This window comes from Thermoflexus sp., from assembly GCF_042408815.1.
In the GTDB taxonomy this organism is placed as follows: Bacteria; Chloroflexota; Anaerolineae; order Thermoflexales; family Thermoflexaceae; genus Thermoflexus.
On record NZ_JBHOQR010000023.1, the window covers coordinates 43,386 to 60,837 of the forward strand.

Here is a 17,452-nt window from a genome sequence, read left to right on the forward strand (position 1 = left end):
CCTCCCGATTGCCTGTTTCTCACTGGGCGCGCACCAAGATGGGGGCTCCGCGCCACAGGGACTCCAGGTCGTAGTAGCGGCGCTGGGGGGGCGCGAAGATATGAACGATGATGTCCCCATAGTCCATCAACACCCACCCCGAGGCCGGATCCCCCTCTACCCGGGCCGGATCGACCCGGTCGCCCTGGGCGGTGGCCTCCGCGATGCCCTCCACAATCGCCTTTAGTTGTCGTTCCGAGGCTCCCGTGCAGATGATGAAGTAATCGGCGAACGTGGCACGGGCCCGGATATCCATCAACACCACATCCATCCCCTTTTTGTCGAGGATGGCGTCTACGATCCGATGCGCCAGATCCAGGGTGTTCAGGGATCCACCTCCTGGTTGGAGATTCGCCGGCATGGCGCCGGTTGGCGGGATCGGCAGGCTTCACTATCATTCTATCACGCAACCCAAACGGTTACCGCTTGGCCGGGAGGTCGCCATGGTCGAAACCGTTTCCCCGATGAGGGCTGAGGAAATCGTCGCCCTTTGCCGGCGATATACGATCTACGAATGGTCGGCCCAGGATGCCGTCGATCCTATCCCGGTGGTCCGGGCGAAGGGGGTTTATTTCTGGGACGCCCGGGGCCGTCGCTATCTGGATTTCAACTCTCAGCTAATGAATGTCAATATCGGCCACGGCGACGAACGGGTGATCCGGGCGATCCAGGAGCAGGCCGCCCGCCTGCCTTACGTGAACCCGTTCATGGCCACTGAGCCCCGCGCCCGCCTAGGCCAAATGTTGGCGGAGATCGCCCCGGGGGATCTTAAAAAGGTCTTCTTCACGCTGGGTGGGGCGGACGCCAATGAGAACGCGATCAAGATCGCGCGCCTCTACACCGGCCGCCACAAGATCATCGCCCGCTACCGGTCCTACCACGGCGCCACGGCCGGCGCCATCACCCTCACCGGGGATCCCCGACGCTGGCCGGCGGAGCCGGGCATCCCGGGGGTCATCCATGTGTTCGATCCCTATCGTTACCGCTGCCGCTGGTGCATGCGGGAGGAACGATGCACGCTGGACTGCCTGAACCATATCGAGGATGTGATCCAACTGGAAGGCCCCCATACGGTCGCCGCGGTGTTCATTGAGACCGTCACCGGGACCAACGGGATCATCATCCCGCCGGAGGGCTATCTGGAGGGCCTGCGGGAGATTTGCGATCGCTACGGCATCCTGCTCATCTGCGATGAGGTGATGAGCGGGTTCGGCCGCACCGGGGAATGGTTTGCCGTGAACCACTGGAACGTGGTCCCCGATCTGATGACGGTGGCCAAGGGGCTGACCTCCGGATATCTCCCCCTGGGCGCCGTCCTGATCTCGGAGCGGATCGCGGAGTTCTTCCGCGAGCGCCCCTTCCCGGGAGGCCTGACGTATAACTCGCATCCCCTTTGTCTGGCCGCGGCCATTGCCACCCTCCAGGTCTATCAGGAGGATCGCCTGATCGAGAACGCGCGGCGGATGGGGGAGATCTTGGCGCGGGAGCTGGCCCGCCTGAAGGAGCGCCATCCCAGCGTGGGGGATGTGCGGAGCATCGGCCTCTTCGGGGTGATCGAGCTGGTTCGGAACCGCGAGACCCGCGAGCCTCTGGTCCCCTTTAACGCTCGGCCTTCGGAGATGGGGATCATGAACCGCCTGCGGGAGTTCTTCCTCGAGAACGGCCTTTACACGTTCATCCGCTGGAATACGTTCTTCACCAATCCTCCGCTGTGCATTACGGAAGAGGAGCTCATGGAGGGCCTCGAGATCATCGATCGGGGGCTGGAGATCACGGATGATGCGGTGGTGGATTGAGGAGGCGGCAGAGCCCGCCAGGAGGCGCCATGTGCTGGCAGGGTGGACAACCTCAGGCGGTTATCCGGTGAACCTCGGAGGGGCGAGACCATGCGCGTGACGGTGTTCGGAAGTGGAGGGGTGGGTGGCTATTTTGGGGCGCTGCTGGCCCGCGCGGGCCACGCGGTCACCTTCATCGCCCGGGGTTCCCATCTGGAGGCCATGCGCACTCGGGGGCTCCAAGTGAACAGCATCCATGGGGATTTCCATCTCCACCCGGTGCGAGCTACGGATCGGCTGGAGGAAGCGCCGCCGGCGGATCTGGTCCTATACGCGGTGAAGACCTACCACATCCCAGAGACGGTGGCGGCCCTCCCGCGACTGCTGGGGCCGGAAGGGGTGGTGCTGACCACCCAGAACGGCATCGAGGCACCCGATCAGGTGGCCGCCGTGGTGGGGGCAGAACGGACGCTGGCTGGGGCCGTCTGGGTGGTCTCCCAGATCGAGGCCCCGGGTGTGATCCGGCAGGAGAGCGCCTTTCGTCGGATCGTGGTCGGGGAGCTCAACGGCCGGCTCACCCCGCGGGCCCAGGCCATCGCCCGCGCCTTCGCGGAGGCCGGCGCTGAAGGGGAAGCGACGGCGGAGATCCGGAAGGTGCTGTGGACCAAGTTTCTGTTCATCGCTTCCATTGGTGGGGTGGGGAGCGTCGTGCGCCTCCCGGTGGGGGCCTGGCGGGCGGTTCCGGAAACCCGGGCGTTGCTGGAGCAGGCCATGCGCGAGATCGAGGCGGTGGCCCGGGCGGAGGGCGTGATCCTGGACCCGGATGTGGTGCCCCAGACAATGGCCTTCATCGATAACCTGGCCCCTGGCGCGACCGCCTCAATGCAGCGGGATGTGGAAGCGGGCCGCCCGCTGGAGATCGAGGCCATGAGCGGAGCGGTCGTCCGCCTCGGCCAGCGCCGCGGGGTTCCCACGCCGGCCCACGCCTTCATTTATGCGGCCCTGAAGCCTGTCCACCTGCAGGCGTTGCAGAGGGCCGGGGTCACGTAGTCACCCCTCGTGGGCCGGGTCGGGCGGCTACCGGAATCCGTGCGGCCTGAGTTAAAATGCCCAGAAATCCTGGAGGTGAAGGGAAAATGCCGCCAGCCCCCTCGGAGCGCATGCGACGTCTGAAGCCTTACCCCTTCGCCGCCTTAGAGCGGCGAATCGCGGAGCTGCAGACCCAGGGCCGTGATATCATCCGCCTGGACATCGGCAGCCCGGATATGGCTCCCCCGTCCTTCATCCTGGACGCGCTCGAAAGAAGCGCGCGGGACCCCCGCGCCCACGGCTACGCCGGCTACCGAGGGATCCCGGTGTTGCGCCAGGCGGTAGCCCGCTTCTACGCCCGCCGCTTCGGGGTCGAGCTCGACCCCGACCGCGAGGTCCTGATCCTCATCGGCTCCAAAGAGGGGATCTTCAACCTCAGCCTGGCCTACCTGAGCCTGGGGGACATCGCTCTGGTTCCCTCCCCGGGGTATCCCACTTACACGGATGGCGCCCTGGCGGCTGGGGCCGATGTCTTCTACATGCCATTGCGGCAGGAGCGGGGCTGGTTCCCGGATTTCTCAGAGATCCCCCCCGAGGTCCTGGCCCGGGCGAAGGTCCTCTGGCTGAACTATCCCAACAACCCTACCGCGGCCTGTCCTACCCTCGAGTTCCTGACGGAGGCGGTGGCTTTCGCCCGCCGGCACAATCTGCTCCTGGCCTACGACAACCCGTACGCCGACGTCGCCTTCGATGGCTACCGGGCTCCCAGTGTGCTCAGCATCCCGGGGGCGAAAGAGGTGGCCGTGGAGTTCTATTCCCTTTCGAAATCCCACAATATGGCCGGCTGGCGCGTGGGAATGCTGGTAGGAAACGCGGAGGTGGTGGGCACGGTGGCCCAGCTCAAGAGCAACATCGACTCGGGCCACTTCCGGCCCATTCAGGAGGCGGCAGCCATTGCGCTCACCCATGACGACGAGTGGATGGCCGAGCGCAATGCGGAATACGCCCGGCGGCGGGACGTGGTGGTGGACGGCCTGAACGCCGCCGGCTTGACGGCGGAGCGGCCCCGTGCCACGATTTATGTATGGGCGCGCCTTCCATCGGGATGGCGCAGCGCCGATTACGCTGCCCGCCTCCTGGAGGAGACCGGGGTCTCGGTGGCCCCCGGGGCGATGTTCGGCGAGGCTGGCGAAGGCTATATCCGGATCTCCCTCGTCCAGCCCGTCCCCCGCCTCGAGGAGGCGGTGCATCGCATCCAGGCCTTCCACGCTTCCCTGAGGTGAGGCGCGATGAGCCACGTGCCCTATCTGATCGCCGCCGCGATCTTCGAGGCCCTGGTCTTCGGCTGGGCCGTCTGGACGGCGTATCAGGAAAGCCGCCCGCGATCGCGATAAGGAAGGGGATAGTCGGCGGGCCGCTCTGCCGCCCGCTGGCTTTCCTGCAAGCGCCTCGGGAGCCCGGGGAGGGTCGGGAAAGGGGAGAGAACCCCTTTCGGCCTCCCGGATGGGGAGCTGGAGGGCGCAGATTCGATTTCCAGGAAACCGCGGGACGGAGGTGTGCGATCGGGCGCGGAACGCAGGAAACAGTGGCTCCCGTGGATCGAGCGGTGCTGGTGGGCACTGAGATCTACGGCAAGCCGGGGCTGCTGCCGGTGGAGGATTCCCTGGATGAGCTCGCGCAGCTGGCCCGCACCGCGGGGGTGGAGGTGGTCGGCCGCGCGGTGCAACGGCTCCGCCGTATCCATCCGGCCACCTACATCGGGCCCGGGAAGGTCGAGGAGATCAAAGCCCTGGTGCGGGCCATGCACGCCAATATGGTCATCTTCGACGACGAGCTTTCCCCTTCTCAGCAGCGCAACCTGGAAAACGCCTTCGGCGACGAGGTCCGCGTGCTGGACCGCACAGCCCTGATCCTTGATATCTTTGCCCAGCACGCCCACACCCGCGAGGGAGCCCTCCAGGTAGAGTTGGCCCAGTATGAGTATCGCCTCCCCCGACTGACCCGCCGCTGGCAGAACCTTGCCCAGCAAGCAGGGGGTTCCTTCGGCCGGGGCGGGATCAGCGGGGTGGGCCTGCGAGGGCCCGGTGAGAAGCAGCTGGAGATCGACCGCCGGCGGATCAAGGATCGCATCGCCCATCTCAAGAAGGAACTGGAGGAGGTGCGGGCCCATCGCCAGCGCTACCGGGAGCGCCGGCGCCGGGCCCAGGCCCCCGTGGTCGCCTTGGTCGGTTATACCAACGCCGGCAAATCCACCCTGCTGAACGCGGTGTCCGGGGCGGATGTCCTGGTAGCCGACCAGCTGTTTGCCACCCTGGATCCCACCACCCGCCGGGTGAAGCTCCCGGAGGGCGGGATCGCCCTCTTCACGGACACAGTGGGGTTCATCCAGAAGCTCCCCCACCCACTGGTGGCGGCCTTCCGGGCCACCCTAGAGGAGATCAACGAAGCCGATCTCATCCTCCACGTCCTGGATATCACCCATCCCAACGCCCTCCAGCAGGCCCGAGTGGTGATCCAGACCTTGCGGGAGATCGGGGTGCGGGACATCCCGATGATCACCGCTCTCAACAAGATCGATCGGCTCCCGGACCCAGAGGCGGTGCGGGCGCTGGCGGCGGAGCATCCGGATTTCGTGGCCATCTCGGCCGCTTACGGCATCGGCCTGGAGGACCTGTTGCGGAAGGTGGAGGCGATCCTCTACCAGAGCCTCACGCCGGTGCGGGTGCGGTTGCCCCTGAGCCGTGGGGATCTCATCGCCCTGCTCTACGAGCAGGGCGTGGTGGAATGGGAGGCCCATACGGACAGCGAGGTTACCCTCTTCGGGCGACTGCCCGGCCGGTTACTGGCCGTCTTCCGGCCTTACTTAGAACCTGGGGAGGCGGAGGCAACGCCCCGCTACTCGATGTCATGGAACCGGTAGGGGCGGGCCCTGAGGGCTTCTTCTCTCTTGCGGGTCGCACGATGGGTTACCCGGTGGGCTTCTCGAGATGTCGACGCTGAATCGTTGGATTGAGCACACGGCGGAATTCCTGGCTCGCTATAAGGGCCTGCCTGTTGTGATCGGGGTGGGCCTGATCTTTCTCGACTTCCTTTTGCTGCTCCTCCATCGGCTTGCCCCCGGCCTCCCCGTCCTCGACACCCTGGCGACGCTCCATTGTTTTCTTTATCTGGGCTTGGTCACCGCCCTCCTGGGTGGGCTCATCGCGGAAGTCCTCTGAGCGGCGAGTGAATGGCGGAGCGTTCTTCCCCGCATCGTCCCCTGGTGGCCATCGTGGGGCCGACAGCTGTCGGCAAGAGCGAGGTGGCTCTGGAGCTCGCGGAGCGCTTCCAGGGGGAAATCGTCTCCGCGGACTCTCGCCAGATCTACCGGGGGATGGACATCGGGACGGCGAAGCCGACGCTGGAGGAACGCGCCCGCGTCCCCCATCACCTCATCGATGTGACGGATCCAGACCGCCCGCTGACCCTGGCTGAATATCAGCGCATGGCTTATGAGGCCATCGAGGGGATCCACCGTCGGGGACGGCTGCCCTTCCTAGTTGGGGGAACCGGCCTTTACGTATGGGCAGTGGTGGAAGGATGGCAGATCCCGCCCGCCGCGCCGGACCCCGAGCTGCGCCGTGCCCTGGAGGAGCGGGCGCGGCGGGAAGGGCCGCAGGCCCTTTATGAGGAGCTGCGGCGCCTGGATCCCGAGGCCGCCTCCTTCATCGATCCGCGCAACGTCCGTCGGGTGATCCGCGCCCTGGAGGTCTGCTATCAGACGGGGAGGCCCTTTTCCGCCCAGCGGCGGAAGAACCCGCCCCCCTATCGGACACTCCTCATTGGCCTGACCCGTCCCCGGGCGGAGCTCTATCGGCGGATCGATGAACGGGTGGATCGGATGATCGCCCAGGGGCTGGTGGAAGAGGTGCGCCGGCTGGCGGAGCGCTATCCGTGGGATCTCCCGGCGATGACGGGGTTAGGGTATCGACAGATCGGGGCCTATCTGCGCGGCGAGATCTCCCTGGAGGAGGCGATCCGGCAGATCCAATCCGCCACCCGAGATTTCGTGCACCACCAGTATAATTGGTTCCGCCTGAACGACCCGCGCATCCGCTGGTTCGATCTGAGCCGGGAGGGTGTGGAAGCCATCGCCGCGTGGCTGGAGGAGCAGCTCCGGTAGAACATGGCTTGCGCCGCCGCGCCCTCCCTGGGCTTACCCCATCTCCATCCCCACAATTTGAAGGAACATTTCCTCCAGCGAGGGGCGCTGGGGGATCATTGCCTCCAGGTCCCATCCCTGGCCCACGATCCAACGGGCCAGGTCGGCCGGGCGACGGCCGGGCGCCAGCCGCAGGGTCAGGCGGTTATCGACCCGGGCCAGCACGTCCCCCCAGGTTTGCAGCTCCGCCTCCAGGCCCGGGGGGATCTGGCTCAGCTGAAGGACCAGCGTGTCGGCCTCTCCCCCCCGCAGATCCATCGTCTCCACCACCCTCCCGGCCTTAATGAACGCGACGCGATCGCAAACCCGTTCCACTTCGCTCAGCAAGTGGGAGTTCAGGAAGATGGTGACCCCCCGGGCTTTCTGCTCCTGGAGGAAATCCCGCACCAGGATCCGCCCGGCGGGGTCCAGGCCTGAGGTCGGCTCATCCAGGAAGACCAGGCGGGGCTCGTGCAGGAAGGCCTGGGCCAGCCCCAGGCGCTGCCGCATGCCCTTGGAGAATGTGCGAAAGGGGCGTCGCGCTTCCGTGGCCAGGCCGACATGTTCCAACAAATCCGGGATCCGGCGCCGCAGGCGATGGGGGTCCACGCCGGCGAGGCGGCCATGGAACCATAAGATCTCCTCCGCGGTGAGCCAGTCGGGGAAGGCAAAGCCCTCGGGCAGAAAGCCGATGGCCCGACGGGCATGGCGGTCGCCCAGGGGTCGCCCCAGCACCCATCCGGTCCCGGCGGTAGGGCGGATCAGGCCGAGGAGCATCTTGAGGGCGGTGGTCTTGCCGGCCCCGTTGGGGCCGAGGAAGCCAAAGGTTTCCCCCTCCGCGACCCGCAGCGTGAGGTCCGCCACCGCCACCCGATCCCCGAATACCTTCCGCAGGCCATCGGTCTCAATGATCCAAGGGTCCTTCATCCCTATCTCCTGACGGGGCCATGGCTCGCAGTGATCCCACCTGCGCCCAAAGATCTTCCCCAGGGTAGGGATCGGTGGCCGCGGTCTTTCATCGGATCGAGCGGGCCCAGGCGATCAGCCGGCCGGTCTCCGCGCCCGGCCCGCCGATCAGGTAAAGGAAGGCCTCGTCGTGCCAGAGCAGGAAGCGGATCGGCAGGGCCTCCCCGTCCGGTGTATGGGCCGCCTGGGGGAAGGTGAACAGCGTCGCCTCTCGCCCGTCGATGGAGATGGATTCCACCTCGATGGTCATCCCAGGGGCCATGGGGACGGGCAGCAGCAGCGTCGTCTGCCAGTCCACGGTCCGGGCCAGTCGCCGCGCCTCCTCTGCGGGCATCCCCATCAGCCGCAGGGCAGCCTCCGCCAGCGGCCGGATGTCCCCTTCTGGCTTCATCGTGTAAGCGGGCAATGGGGCTTGGGCCCAGCCATAGGGGATGCCTTCCGCCTCAAAGGTGGCCAGCAGAATCGGGCCCACCGTCATCGTCAGGACCGTCCCGTGAAGCGTCTCGGGGACAATCACGTCATCTGCCCCCGCCCCATGCAGGGCTTCCCGCAGGTGGTGCACATCGACGGTCCAGCGAACGGAGGCCGCTGGCATCACCTGCAGGGCGAGGAACTCCCGCACGCCCGCTGGGGAGCGTGCAGGGAAACCCAGGAGCGCCTCGGCTTCAGCGAGGCGCTGGACCGTCCGAGGCTCCGCGGGTTCGAAGGCCAGATCGCCGCCAAGGATCCCTGAGAGGGTTTCCCTGGTCGTGGCGGGCATGGAGAACGTATACGGGATGACGAGGAGGCGGCGGAAGCGGAAGCCCTGGAGGAAATCGTGGGCGGCTGCCCGCAGGACAGGGGAGAAAGCGAACGCCAGGGCCGCCATGCCCAACAGGAGCAGCCCTGCCATCTTCATGCGCTGGTGCATGATATCCTCCTCGTTCGCGGGTGGGGTGGGGCTTTGCCGTCCCCTGTCCATCTGATCTGATCTTACCGCGTCCGCGCGAGGGCGACCAGACGGCCGCATGTCCTTTTCCCATCTCACAATGGAGGGATCCGTCGGCCCGGTCCTCGCCTATAATTGGGAATAACCGCCCGGCGGCCCACCGGCGCAGCGAGTTCCATTCAAAGGGAATTTAGAGAACGACGGAGCGTGCCCACTTCACTGCGGGAGAGAGGCGGATGCGGCACTTCCTAATGCGCTGGATCCTGAACACCATTGCCCTATGGGTGGTCTCCCGGATCTATCCCGGGGTTTCCTTCCGGGCCGGTTCCGGGCTGACGGATTTCCTGCTGGCCGGCCTGGTACTCGGGCTGGCCAACGCCTTGATCCGTCCTATCCTCCTATTCATCACGCTGCCCTTCAACCTGCTCACCCTGGGGCTCTTCACCTTCGTTGTGAACGCGGTCATCCTGTATCTCGTGGCTGCGCTCACCCCTCTGGAGGTACACGGGTTCCTCGCCGCCCTGATCGGCGCGGTGCTGCTTTCGATCGTCAGCTTCGGGTTGAGCCTGCTGGTCCGGGAGAACGGATAGGGGTCCGGCCATTCGGCTTCCTTCTCAAATGGGCGCGATGGCTCCGATGGTGTTGCCGCTGGGGATGTGAAGATCGGGGAAATCCTCGGGGGCCACATCGCTGGCGATGATGCAGTTGCGGCCCACACGGACGTGGGGGGGGATGATGGCGTTCTTGCCCACCAGGGTCAGCCCCGATGAGAGATCCCCCAGCCGGTTGGGGCTGTAGTCCATCCCGTAGCCCAGATGTGCCTCTGCCCCCACGACCACGTTTTTGTCCACGATGCAGCGATCCACCACTGCCCCTGGCTCAATGATGGAGTCGGTCATCACCACCGAGTAGCGAACCACGGCGCCGCGCTTCACTCGGACGCCCGGCGAGAGCACGCTGTATTCCACAGTCCCTTCGATGATACAGCCGTCGGAGATCAGGCTGTGGGCGACGTGGGCGCCGGTGCGGATGTTGACCGGCGGCCTCTCCTCGCTGCGGGTGTGGATGATCCATTCCCGATCATGGAGATCCAGGGGCGGGTTGTCGGCCAGCAAATCCATGTGGGCCTCCCAATAGGCCTGCACTGTCCCTACATCGACCCAGTAGCCGCTGAACCGGTAAGCGTAGACCCGATAGGCCTCAATCATGCGGGGGATTACATCTTTCCCGAAGTCGTGGCTGCTGTTCGGATCCCGCGCGTCTTCGATGAGGACCTCGCGCAACACCTCGGGGCGGAACACATAGATCCCCATGGAGGCCAAGGTCCCCCGGGGGCGGATTGGCTTCTCCTCGAAGCGGATCACCCGGCCTTCCTCATCGGTCTCTAAGATGCCGAACCGTGAGGCCTCCTCAGGAGCCACCGGAAGGGCGGCGATGGTCAGGTCGGCGTTTTTCTCGGTGTGCAGATGGATCATAGAGGTGTAGTTCATCTTGTAAACGTGGTCGCCGGCCAGGATCAGCACGTGGGTGGGCCGGTGGTGCTCGATGAAGTCCAGGTTCTGGTAGATCGCGTCCGCTGTCCCCTGATACCAATCGGAGTCCGCCCGCCCTAGGTAGGGGGTGAGGATCCAGACCCCCCGGTGGAAGCCGTTGAGATCCCACGGAGCGCCGCTGCCGATATGCTCATGGAGGGAGCGGGGCCGGAACTGGGTGCATACGCCGACGAGGTAGATCCCGGAGTTGACGCAGTTGGAGAGGGTGAAATCGATGATCCGGTATTTCCCCGCGAAAGGGACCGCAGGCTTGGCCCGCTTCTGGGTGAGGATGCTCAGGCGAGTGCCCTTGCCACCCGCCAAGATCATCGCGACTGTGCGCATAAAATCGCTTGTCCACCGTCAAAGTTCTGTGAGGCTGAAGTTGCGGGACAGGCGGCGAAACGACCCGCTCCGCAACCCAACCCGCGTGCCAGTCTGTTCCGCATAGCCCTCCACTATGGATTATGCCATGCGAGTGCCCGCCGGTAAAGATCCTCATAAGCCCGGGCAGAGGCGGTCCATGAGAAATCCTGGGCCATGGCCCGGCGCTGGACCGCCCGCCAAGCGGCAGGATCCCGGTAGAGGGTCAGGGCGCGATCGACGGCGGCCAGGAAGGCTTCCCCAGCGAATGGGGCGAACACGAAACCTGTCCCATCCGCCTGGCTCACATCCCGCACGGTATCCGCCAGCCCGCCGACCGCGTGGACCAGAGGGAGGGCGCCATAGCGCATGGCGATCATCTGGCCCAGGCCACAGGGCTCGAATTTCGAGGGCATGAGGAACACATCGGCCCCGCCGTAAAGCAACCGGGAGAGGTTTTCATCGAAGGCGATCCGCACCCCCGCCTGGCCCGGGAAACGGGAAGGCCATTCGGCAAAGGCCGCCTCATACTCCGGCATTCCGTTCCCCAGAAGGGCGAGCTGGATGCCCCGGGCGAACAGGGCGTCCGCGGTCTCCAGCAACAGCTCTACCCCTTTTTGCTCGATCAGTCGGGCGATGAAGGCGAAGAGCGGGATCTCCTCTTGCACGGGCAGGCCAAAGGCCTGCTGGGCGGCCCGCTTGTTCTCTGCCCGCCGTTCCAGGCTCTCAGCGTCAAAGCGAGCGGCCAGGGCGGGATCCGAGCGGGGATCCCAGGCTTCGGGATCGAGGCCGTTGAGGACGCCGAAGAGCCGATCGGCCCGGCGCTGGAGCAGCGGCTCGAGGCCGAAGCCGAACTCTGGGGTTAGGATCTCCTGGGCGTAGCGGGGGCTCACCGTGTTCACCACATCGGCGTGGGCGATCCCACGGGCGAGCCAATTGATATGGCCGGGCGGCTCGACCTCCAGCCGGTCCACATGCTCATGGATCCCTCCGAAGGCCAGCAGGGCGTCGCCAGTGATCCCCTGATAGGACATGTTGTGGATGGTGAAGACCGTGGCGATCGGCCGGTAGAAACGGTCCCGCCGGCCAGTGGTGGCCAACCAAAGGAAGAGGAATCCGGTGTGCCAGTCATTGCCATGGAGGATCTCCGGCCGCTCGTTCATGTGGCGCATGAGGGCCAGGACCGCCTGACAGAAGAAAATGAACCGCTGAGGGTCATCGGGATAGCCGTAGACCTCATCGCGGCCAAAGTAATGTTCCTCCCAGATCAAATAGGTGGGAACGCCGGTGGCCTCGCTGATTTCAACCTCCACAAAGCGGACTTCGCCGGTTAAGCCCACGGGGACCGGGAGAGGAGGGCGGAGGGGGCGCAGGTTATAAGCGGAGCCGTTGATCCTGCGATAACGAGGGAGGATCACCCGCACATCGTGGCCCAGGGCCCGCAATGCCCGGGGGAGCCCATAGGCCACATCCGCCAGCCCGCCCACTTTCACGAAAGGCGCCGCTTCCGCTACCGCATAGAGGATCCGCATTGGGAAGACCTCCGCGCAGATTGCGTCGGGTTCCAGGGAATGCGAGCGGGCCTCTGGTGGCTTGCGACCTGTGAACACGGTGCCTCCCCCACCACCAGGAAGCCAGCTGCGCATTTCCTATCTTAACCCAATCCGGATCGCCGGAAATGAGGAGTTCCGTGGGGATCCGGGGCGGGGATGTGAGATCCAGGCACGGTGGCCATGAAAATTTAGGAGCCCGGGGTGAACCATCAAACCGCCTCCGGGCTCCTGATCCAAAGAACCCACCGCACGAGCGTCTGCCGCGCCCGTGTCTCCTCTCGTGCTTATACGCCATGATCCGATGATCCCTCCGGCCTCGAGGAGCGAGCTGGAGCCGTCCCCCCTGGACGGAGCGATCCCTCAGCTCTCCGGCGGGGGCTTGTGGGAGCCGTTGTTCTCGCCCGTCGAGGGAGCCTGCCGGCGCTGTCGCAGTTCCTCCATCCGCTTGGGGATCTCCCGGGGCGGGACCGGGGCCAGCCAGCAGGCATCGGCTTCTACCTCCTGGCTCAGCCGGCGGATCGCGCCATCCATATAATAGACAGCGATGGCCACGACGATGTCCCGGGTCTCGGGATCCGACTTGATCCGCCGACAGAGCTCGAAGGGATCGCCATCCGGGAGGGCGTCGCCGATCAGCACGGCGTCGGGACGGCCCTCCCGGATCCTCTCCAGCGCCTCAGCCATCGTTGTGGCCTCCACGATCTCTACACCGAGCTTCCCCAGGCCGATCCGATAGAGCATTCGCATATCGTTGTTTTCTTCTACGATCAGGAGTCTCATCGCTCACCTAATGAACAGGAAATCGGGATAGGGGGTGATCTCCTGCGAGGACCGATGCTCGATCCAGCGGGCCGCCGCCGCCGCGAAATCCGTCAGGTCCTTCGCCTGCACCTGGAGGAGCCACTGCCGCTCCTCTTCGGTGAGATCATAACGGGCCAGGACCTCCGCCCGGCGGGCGCTCAGCAGGTCCTGCCGGATCCGCTCATCGATCAGGGCCCAGCCCACCAGTTCATCGATCGCCGCCGCCGACATAGCTGTTGATCCGGATTCCAAGGGCTGGAATCTCAAAGGATTAAGTGGGATTGCCGCCATCCATCGGCGGGTTGGCCAGCTGGAAGACCACCCCGACCAGCCAGACGGCGAGCAGGGCCAGGCGGAGCGCATGAGGATGGGCCATCAGCCAGATCGCCAGCGCGAGCCCATGGGTCTTCATGGCGCTTCCTCCTCTAGGGTTCTGGCTCCATCTTACGGGGGACCTCTCACGGAATTCTCACGGGGAAGGCTAAGAAGGCTAAGGATTTCTAACAGAGGGGGAGGATCGGGGAGGAGGAGCCCGCGCCGGCGGGCGGGGGTGGCGGGGCGATGGCCGATGGGCCGATTCCACGGAATCCAATGCCATCCCCTCCGGCCCACGGTGAGGGAAGGTCCTCCCCGGGCGGGCGTCGGGATCCGCCCGGGTCCTCCTGGGAATGGGTTACATCCAAATCCGGCTCCCTCAGCGGGAACGGTCCTGGGTGCGGAGGATCGATTCGTAGAGGGCACGGGCCTCCGGGGAGGGACGCAGGCCGAGATCCCGCTCCAGCCGGACGGCATACTGCCGGTAGAAGGCCAGGGCCGCGGCGGGCTGATCCATCACCAGGTAGCACCGCAGGACCCCGAGGCAGGCCGCCTCCAGATAGGGGTCGGCGGTGAGGGCCTGCTGGAACCAGGCCAGAGCGGCCTGGGGCTCCCCGCCCTTCAGGGTCCCTTCCGCCAGGGCAAGCAGGGCCTCGAGGTAGCGGATCCTGGGATCCCCTGTTGCTATGGTTGGAGAGGCGTTAGCAACAATGAGTATAACGGGAAAGCGGGTTTCGAGCAAGAGCCGCCCCGGCGATGGTTTGGGAGGAACGGGCTCTCCTCATTTCGCGGCCTGAAGGGCTAGGTGGGTTGCGAGGGGTGCGCCCGACTTAACGTCCCACACAGGCGCGGACGTGGTTGCTTTCGGCCTCGTTGCCAGCCTTGTCGTAGGCTTTCACCCAGAACTCATGGCAGCCCAGCAGCCGATCCCGCTCCACCTGTCGGAAGTACCACTTGGCGTTGAAGGGCGGCACATCTCGCACCGTGAAGGGCTGGCCGTCGACGTAGAACTCCACCCAATCCATGGCGTAGTTATCCGAGACCTCGGTGTTCACGCTGATCCACTCATCGGAGAGCTGGTAACGCTCGCCCTCCCGTGGGTACACAATCCGAACTGATGGCGGCGTGTGATCCACGGTTACGGGCACCGTGGCGGTGTGCATGCTGCCGTCGTGGCGGGCCACCGTGAGCTGGAGGGTATAGAGACCATCGGCGAATCCGGTGGTGTCCCAGTTCTCCAGCAATCCGTTATCCACGGGGTTCCCATGATCAGGACCAATGGGGATCCAGGCGGTGGGGTTGAGGCCGGCGCCCACCGCCACCCGATAGAAGGCCACGTCCCCCCGCGCATTCCCGATGATGGGGACAATCCCCCGCACATAGGCGTAGGGGGCGGGGTTCAGGATCGCCACATCGCCGACGGGTTGGGCGAACTGGGTGTCATATTCCGTGGGCGGCTGGGGGATGCCCGCTTCCCGAGCCCAGCCCAAGGCCTCCGGTGGGACCACCAGGAAGACCTTCTCCTCGATTTTATCTGGCGGCGTGCTGGCGGTGGCCAGCTTGCCCGTCTCGCGATTGATGAGGAACGCCTGGTGGAGGTCGCAGACCTCATGGGGCTCGGTGCCGGGGATGAATAGCTCCCGCACCGTCGGGCAGTAAGGGCCGGGGAGCTTCCCCGAGACCGCGCAGATAGTCTCTTCGATCAAGCCGGGAGGCCGCTGGAAGGGCTCCACCGGGAGGCCCTGGTGGGCGTATTCCATCACATCATGCCAGATAGGGGCTGCCCCGGCGATCCCCGACACGTTTTGCATTGGGCGGTTGTCGGTGTTCCCCACCCAAACCCCCACGACCAGTTGCGGCGTGTAGCCGACGGTCCAGTTATCCCGGAAATCGTTTGTCGTCCCGGTCTTCACGGCGGCGGGCCGGGAGAGCTCCAGCACGTTCCCCCGCCCGAAGGCTTCCCAACGCGCGGTGTTGTCCGAGAGGATGCTGGTGATCAGATACGCCACCCGTGGATCCAGGACGGCCTGCACCTCCGGCTGGCGGTATTCCCAGAGGACCTTCCCATCCGGTGTTTCCACCCGGAGCACGGGGACCGGATCCAGCTCGCGATAGCCGGGCCGACGGCGCTCTTCCGGAACCGGCGCTCCGGCCATGAAGCCGTTGTTGGCGAAGACGCTGAAAGCGTAGACCATATCGATCAGACGGACCTCGCCGCCGCCCAGGGTAAGGGCCAGGCCGTAGTAGTCCAGGCCTTTATCCAGGGTGGTGATGCCCATGCGGTGGGCGAGGCGGATCACATTGGCGATCCCGGCCATCTGCAGGGCCTCCACGGCCGGGATGTTATAGCTGCGGGCCAGGGCCAGCCGCATCCGCTGTGGGCCGTGGAAGCGGCGATCGTAATTCTCCGGGGCATAGGGCGGCATCTCCGGCCCCTGGTCGAAGGTCTTGGGAACATCCCAGAACAAGTGGGAGGCTGGGACGCCCTGGCTGAGCAAGGTGGCATAGGTAAAGGGTTTGAAAGCGGAACCCGGCTGCCGCAGCCCGTCGACCGCCACATTGAAACGGCCATCGATGGATTCATCCCAGTAATTCACGCTTCCCACCATTGCCAAGATCTCGCCGGTCTTCGGGCGGATGGCCACCAGGGCGCCGTTGGTCACGTTCCGGTTCTCGGCCTTCAGCTTTTCCACATGGCGGCGGACGGCCTCCTCCGCGTATTGCTGGAGGTCCCAGTCCAGGGTGGTGTAGACCCGGAGCCCGCCACGGTTCACCAGGTCCGGCCCGAAGCGCTCCTCCAGCCAGCGGCGGACGTAGAGCGAGAAGTGGGGGGCCTTGATATCAAAGCGCTCGGCGGGTTTCCGCCGGATTGGGATGGGTTGCGCTTTGGCGGCCGCGGCTTCCTCCGGCGAGATGTAGCCTTCTTTTACCATGGCATCCAGCACCAGCTCCTGCCGCCGCTTGGCCTCCTGGGGAGCATCGATGGGGTTCAGGCTGGGGAACTGGGGGATGGCGGCCAGCATCGCCGACTCCGCCAGGTTCAGCTCCCACACGTGCTTCCCGAAGTAGATCTGAGCCGCCGCCTCCACGCCGTAGGCCAGGTTCCCGTAGAAGTTCGTGTTGAGATAGAATTCCAGGATCTGATCCTTCGAGTAGCGTCGGGAGAGCTCCAGGGCGAGGAGGATCTCCTTGATCTTGCGAACATAGGAGCGCTGATAGCGCTCTTGAGGATCGATGAGGGTATTTTTGACCAGCTGCTGGGTGATGGAAGAGCCCCCCTGAACAACCTCACCGCCCGTGTGCAGGTTGATCCACAAGGCCCGCAGCAGGCCCCTCGGGTTGATCCCTGGGTTCTCATAGAACGAGCGATCCTCAATAGCAATAGTGGCCTGGCGCAGGGAGAGCGGGATCTGGTCCAGGGGGACCCACGTCCGATCGCCCCATGTGGGGTCGATCACCTCGTAGAGCAGGACGCGGCCGGTGCGGTCGTATATTTTAGTGGTTTCGAATGCTCTGGCGCTGGCCTCGATGCGGGAGGGATCGAGATCCCGGACCAGGCTCGTATACAGGGCAGCAGCCCCGGCCACGCCCGCCGCGGTCAGCACGCCGAAGACGGTTACGAGAAAGATCGCACCCGTCAGCATTAGGCGGACCCAGGCGCTGAGCCCCCGGCGGCGGCGAGCCCGCCGCATCCGCCGCCGCTCCAGCAACCATCCCAGCTCGCTATTTCGAAGGGTCATTTTTTCTCGCCGCTCCGGACGAAGGGAGTCCACCATCTTCCAACGGCCGTTCCCGGGTCGACCATCCGGCCTCGGGCTAGCCTTCCCTATCTATTCTCATTCTAACTCGAGCCGGTCGCGAATGGGGTGTACGGGGAGCCTGCTTGGGGGAGCTTGCTGGGCCGGGTGGGAAATAAAGAGAGTGGTGGAACGATCCGCGGAGCCGACCGCCCCACCACTCCCTGTTCTCGA

General features: G+C 65.4%; 17 protein-coding genes. 7 read left to right on the forward strand and 10 right to left on the reverse strand.

Annotated elements, in window-relative coordinates:
* Nucleotides 1-19 precede the first annotated feature (19 nt).
* Nucleotides 20-400 (reverse strand): ribosome silencing factor, encoded by a 381-nt coding sequence (rsfS, locus tag ACFMO3_RS07035; protein WP_376789708.1) that lies wholly within the window; start codon nt 398-400, stop codon nt 20-22.
* An 82-nt stretch (nt 401-482) separates the two neighbouring features.
* On the opposite strand from rsfS, the gene ACFMO3_RS07040 reads away from it, so the two are divergent.
* The 6 genes from ACFMO3_RS07040 (at nt 483) to miaA (ending at nt 7,005) form a co-directional block, all read left to right on the forward strand.
* Entirely contained in the window at nt 483-1,835 is a 1,353-nt protein-coding gene (locus tag ACFMO3_RS07040; protein ID WP_376789709.1) for an aminotransferase class III-fold pyridoxal phosphate-dependent enzyme, read from the forward strand.
* Between the two features lie 90 nt (nt 1,836-1,925).
* Nucleotides 1,926-2,864 (forward strand): 2-dehydropantoate 2-reductase, encoded by a 939-nt coding sequence (locus ACFMO3_RS07045; protein WP_376789710.1) that lies wholly within the window; start codon nt 1,926-1,928, stop codon nt 2,862-2,864.
* A gap of 110 nt (nt 2,865-2,974) precedes the next feature.
* Nucleotides 2,975-4,126, forward strand: coding sequence for an aminotransferase class I/II-fold pyridoxal phosphate-dependent enzyme (locus ACFMO3_RS07050; RefSeq protein ID WP_376789711.1), 1,152 nt, complete (start codon nt 2,975-2,977; stop codon nt 4,124-4,126).
* A 311-nt stretch (nt 4,127-4,437) separates the two neighbouring features.
* Nucleotides 4,438-5,763 carry a GTPase HflX gene (hflX, locus tag ACFMO3_RS07055; protein WP_376789712.1) on the forward strand — a complete coding sequence of 442 codons (1,326 nt, stop codon included), beginning with the start codon at nt 4,438-4,440 and terminating at the stop codon, nt 5,761-5,763.
* A gap of 67 nt (nt 5,764-5,830) precedes the next feature.
* Entirely contained in the window at nt 5,831-6,061 is a 231-nt protein-coding gene (locus ACFMO3_RS07060; RefSeq protein ID WP_376789713.1) for a hypothetical protein, read from the forward strand.
* A gap of 11 nt (nt 6,062-6,072) precedes the next feature.
* Complete coding sequence (miaA, locus tag ACFMO3_RS07065) at nt 6,073-7,005, forward strand: tRNA (adenosine(37)-N6)-dimethylallyltransferase MiaA (protein WP_376789714.1); 933 nt, start codon at nt 6,073-6,075, stop codon at nt 7,003-7,005.
* A 33-nt stretch (nt 7,006-7,038) separates the two neighbouring features.
* On the opposite strand, the gene ACFMO3_RS07070 is transcribed toward miaA, so the two are convergent.
* The gene (locus tag ACFMO3_RS07070) at nt 7,039-7,950 is read right to left on the reverse strand and encodes an ABC transporter ATP-binding protein (RefSeq protein WP_376789715.1); all 912 of its coding nucleotides are present in this window, start codon (nt 7,948-7,950) and stop codon (nt 7,039-7,041) included.
* Nucleotides 7,951-8,038: 88 nt separating this feature from the next.
* Complete coding sequence (locus ACFMO3_RS07075; RefSeq protein WP_376789716.1) at nt 8,039-8,899, reverse strand: hypothetical protein; 861 nt, start codon at nt 8,897-8,899, stop codon at nt 8,039-8,041.
* A gap of 254 nt (nt 8,900-9,153) precedes the next feature.
* Between ACFMO3_RS07075 and ACFMO3_RS07080 the strand changes: the two genes are divergently transcribed.
* Entirely contained in the window at nt 9,154-9,507 is a 354-nt protein-coding gene (locus ACFMO3_RS07080; protein ID WP_376789717.1) for a phage holin family protein, read from the forward strand.
* 24 nt (nt 9,508-9,531) lie between these two features.
* Here ACFMO3_RS07080 and ACFMO3_RS07085 read toward each other — a convergent pair whose 3' ends face one another.
* The 7 genes from ACFMO3_RS07085 to ACFMO3_RS07115 form a co-directional block, all read right to left on the reverse strand.
* Entirely contained in the window at nt 9,532-10,794 is a 1,263-nt protein-coding gene (locus ACFMO3_RS07085; RefSeq protein ID WP_376789718.1) for a glucose-1-phosphate adenylyltransferase, read from the reverse strand.
* A 113-nt stretch (nt 10,795-10,907) separates the two neighbouring features.
* Nucleotides 10,908-12,344 (reverse strand): glycogen synthase, encoded by a 1,437-nt coding sequence (locus ACFMO3_RS07090; protein WP_376789719.1) that lies wholly within the window; start codon nt 12,342-12,344, stop codon nt 10,908-10,910.
* Between the two features lie 381 nt (nt 12,345-12,725).
* Entirely contained in the window at nt 12,726-13,145 is a 420-nt protein-coding gene (locus ACFMO3_RS07095; protein ID WP_376789720.1) for a two-component system response regulator, read from the reverse strand.
* 3 nt (nt 13,146-13,148) lie between these two features.
* Nucleotides 13,149-13,397 (reverse strand): hypothetical protein, encoded by a 249-nt coding sequence (locus ACFMO3_RS07100; RefSeq protein ID WP_376789721.1) that lies wholly within the window; start codon nt 13,395-13,397, stop codon nt 13,149-13,151.
* A gap of 40 nt (nt 13,398-13,437) precedes the next feature.
* Nucleotides 13,438-13,578, reverse strand: a complete 141-nt coding sequence (locus ACFMO3_RS07105) for a hypothetical protein (protein WP_376789722.1) — start codon at nt 13,576-13,578, stop codon at nt 13,438-13,440.
* A gap of 282 nt (nt 13,579-13,860) precedes the next feature.
* Entirely contained in the window at nt 13,861-14,223 is a 363-nt protein-coding gene (locus ACFMO3_RS07110; RefSeq protein ID WP_376789723.1) for a BTAD domain-containing putative transcriptional regulator, read from the reverse strand.
* Nucleotides 14,224-14,311: 88 nt separating this feature from the next.
* On the reverse strand, nt 14,312-17,221 hold the full coding sequence (locus tag ACFMO3_RS07115; RefSeq protein ID WP_376789724.1) for a penicillin-binding protein: 2,910 nt from the start codon (nt 17,219-17,221) through the stop codon (nt 14,312-14,314).
* Nucleotides 17,222-17,452 lie beyond the last annotated feature (231 nt).